The sequence below is a fragment of the Betaproteobacteria bacterium genome (assembly GCA_016791345.1).
Classification (GTDB): Bacteria; Pseudomonadota; Gammaproteobacteria; order Burkholderiales; family JAEUMW01; genus JAEUMW01.
Genome location: JAEUMW010000364.1, coordinates 1 through 2,443, shown reverse-complemented (window position 1 = coordinate 2,443; position 2,443 = coordinate 1). Strand labels below are relative to the sequence as shown.

The window sequence follows — 2,443 nt, the reverse complement described above, 5'->3', positions numbered from 1 at the left end:
GAAGTCGCAGTGCACGGCGAGCTGTTCGATCGGGTAGCCGCGATAGAGCAGCACGCCCTCGTCGCCGTCGATGTAGGTGATGCGCGACTTGCAGCTGGCGGTGGCCATGAATCCGGGGTCGAACGTGAACACGCCCGTCTTACCCGTCAGGCTGCGGATGTCGACGACGTCCGGCCCGATGGTGCCGGACAGCACAGGAAACTCCAGGCCTTCCGTGGTGGTGTCGATCTGGATAGTGGCGGTCTTGGATTCGGCCATGCTGATTCTCCCCAGAGAGTGGCGACCAACCGCCTCGCAAGCAGGAGGGGCTGTGCAAACCGCGTGCTTCGCGGCAAGAATCGTGCGCAGATTGTTGCGGTGCCGGAAGCAGTCATACTGGCGCACCGCGCGTCCCTGAAACCCCCTGTTTCACGGCATTCTGTGCGGACTCAGGATGCGAGATGCATGGCGTGGGGGACCGCGGCGTCGTGCACTGCACGAGAGCACGCGAAGTTCGCGCCGCCCACTTGGAGTGCGAGGTGCGGGCACGACAACGGTGTCGTTACGCGAGCTCGAAGCGGTGCCGACGAAGGGGTATGTCCGCCTTGCCAAGCGCAAGGCGAACGAAGCCGGAGCGCGGTGGGCTGGTGCGCGCGGCGAGCGAACGGACGTCCAGTTGCATTACCACGCCGGTGCGTCGTCTGCTGCCCCGACCTTCGCCGACCGCTGACTGGCCCGTCTCAGCAACTCGCTCCATATGCCCTCGGGATTGCCGTGGAAGACGAAGTCGGGTGTGGCGTGCGTGGCGAACCAGCCCCCCTCCTCGATTTCGCTTTCGAGCTGACCCGGTCCCCAGCTCGCATGGCCGGCATAGACGCGAACGTGGGGGGATGCGTCGCGCTTGAGCAGATCCTGCAGCAGCCACGGATTGTCCGCGATGTACACGTCCTCGATGACGTGCACGCTGCCTTTGGGGCGTTCCCTGGCGCGGAACGCGACGCTCAGGGTGCGCAACGCGACGGGTCCGCCGAAGTACACGGGCTCGTTTGCATGGGCAGGCGCCTCGTTGTCGGGGAGAACATGTGCAAGAGGCGTGTCGAGCGGTCGATTGATGATGACGCCGTGGCTCGCGAGCGGCGTGTGCTGGACGATGAGCACGACCGTCTCGCGGAAGTTCGGGTCGGTGATCTTCGGCGCGGCGATCAGAAAGAACGCCGGTTCGTCCTCCGCGGTGGTCGCGGCCGACCAGAGCAGACAGACCGCTGCAAGCAGGTGGCGAACGTCATACCTTGACGGCACGCAGCCTCTCTATGTTGGGGATGTGAACGTTGCGTCCCTCGACCGAGATCAGCCCCGTGTTCGAGAGGTCGTGCAGGATGCGCGAGAAATGCTCCGGCGTCAGGTTGAGGCGCGAGGCGAGCACACCTTTCGTCACCGGCAGCGTCACGGTGAGGCTGGTCGTCGCCGCGAGCGCCACCTCCTGCTCGTCGCGCAGCAGATAGCCGATCACGCGCTGCGCACCGGAGGCGAGCGAATAGGCTTCGACATCGCGCAGCAGCGAGTGCAGCCGGTTCGACAAGCCGGCGATCATCTTGCGCGCGAAGCGCGGATCGCGGTCGAGTTCCCCCAATACCGTTTCCTTGGAAACGTGGACGAGCATGGAGTCCGCTAGCGCCTGCGCGTACACGATGTAGGGACGGTCGACGAACATCAGCGCCTCGCCGAAGCTTTCGCCCTGGCCGATGATATCGACGACCTTCTCCGCGCCGTGAGGCGAGGTGAAGGCGAGCTTCACCTGGCCGTAGACGACGACGTGAAATCCGACACAGGGATCGCCCTTGTGGAAGAGGATTTCACCGCGTTCGGCGTTAACCTCCCGCGTACCCTGTGCGAGCCGATCGATCTCTTCGGAATTCATCTCGCGAAACAGCGGCAGCTTGGCGAGGAACACCTGTAGTTTGATTGATGTGGATCCCATGTCACCGACGCTAGCACAGCGGCGCAGGGCAGAACAACCATCCTGGGTGAGTGCGTACTCTCGATGTGTGCTTGACTCGAATCAAGGAATTGCCGTTGCGACATGGCGTGCACTGCAGCATGGCCCTAGAATCCGCAACATGCAGCAGGTGACGCTTTCGAAGCAGCCGGTCGCGCCGCAACGCTCGCGCTGGCAGGTATTCACGGCCGCTCCCCACCGGGTGATGTTTCTCGCCGGCATGGTGCAGGGGGTGGCGGTGCTCGCGTGGTGGCTCGTCGATCTCGGCGGGCGCTACGCCGGATGGTATGCACCCATCGCGTGGGCGATGCCGGCGCCGTGGGCCCACGCCTTTCTCGCGATCTACGCTTTTCTGCCGTTCTTCATGTTCGGCTTCCTCATGACCGCAGTGCCGAACTGGCTCAACGTCAAGGTGCCACGCGGCTTCTACCTGCCGGCGATGCTGCTCATGGCTGCCGGCTGCGCGCT

Annotated in this window: 4 protein-coding genes; 1 reads left to right on the top strand and 3 read right to left on the bottom strand. The window is 64.3% G+C overall.

The window, feature by feature from the left end; all coding sequences use genetic code 11:
• From gltA to JNK68_14275, 3 genes are all read right to left on the bottom strand, one after another.
• Nucleotides 1-264: citrate (Si)-synthase (gene gltA / locus JNK68_14285; GenBank protein ID MBL8541511.1), on the bottom strand; the 264-nt coding region annotated here is incomplete at its 3' end.
• Between the two features lie 396 nt (nucleotides 265-660).
• On the bottom strand, nucleotides 661-1,278 hold the full coding sequence (locus JNK68_14280) for a YqgE/AlgH family protein (protein MBL8541510.1): 618 nt from the start codon (nucleotides 1,276-1,278) through the stop codon (nucleotides 661-663).
• Nucleotides 1,262-1,957, bottom strand: a complete 696-nt coding sequence (locus JNK68_14275; GenBank protein MBL8541509.1) for a Crp/Fnr family transcriptional regulator — start codon at nucleotides 1,955-1,957, stop codon at nucleotides 1,262-1,264. The genes JNK68_14280 and JNK68_14275 overlap by 17 nt, the downstream gene beginning before the upstream one ends.
• A 139-nt stretch (nucleotides 1,958-2,096) precedes the next feature.
• Here JNK68_14275 and JNK68_14270 point away from each other — a divergent pair.
• On the top strand, nucleotides 2,097-2,443 hold a 347-nt coding region (locus JNK68_14270), incomplete at its 3' end, for an NnrS family protein (protein ID MBL8541508.1).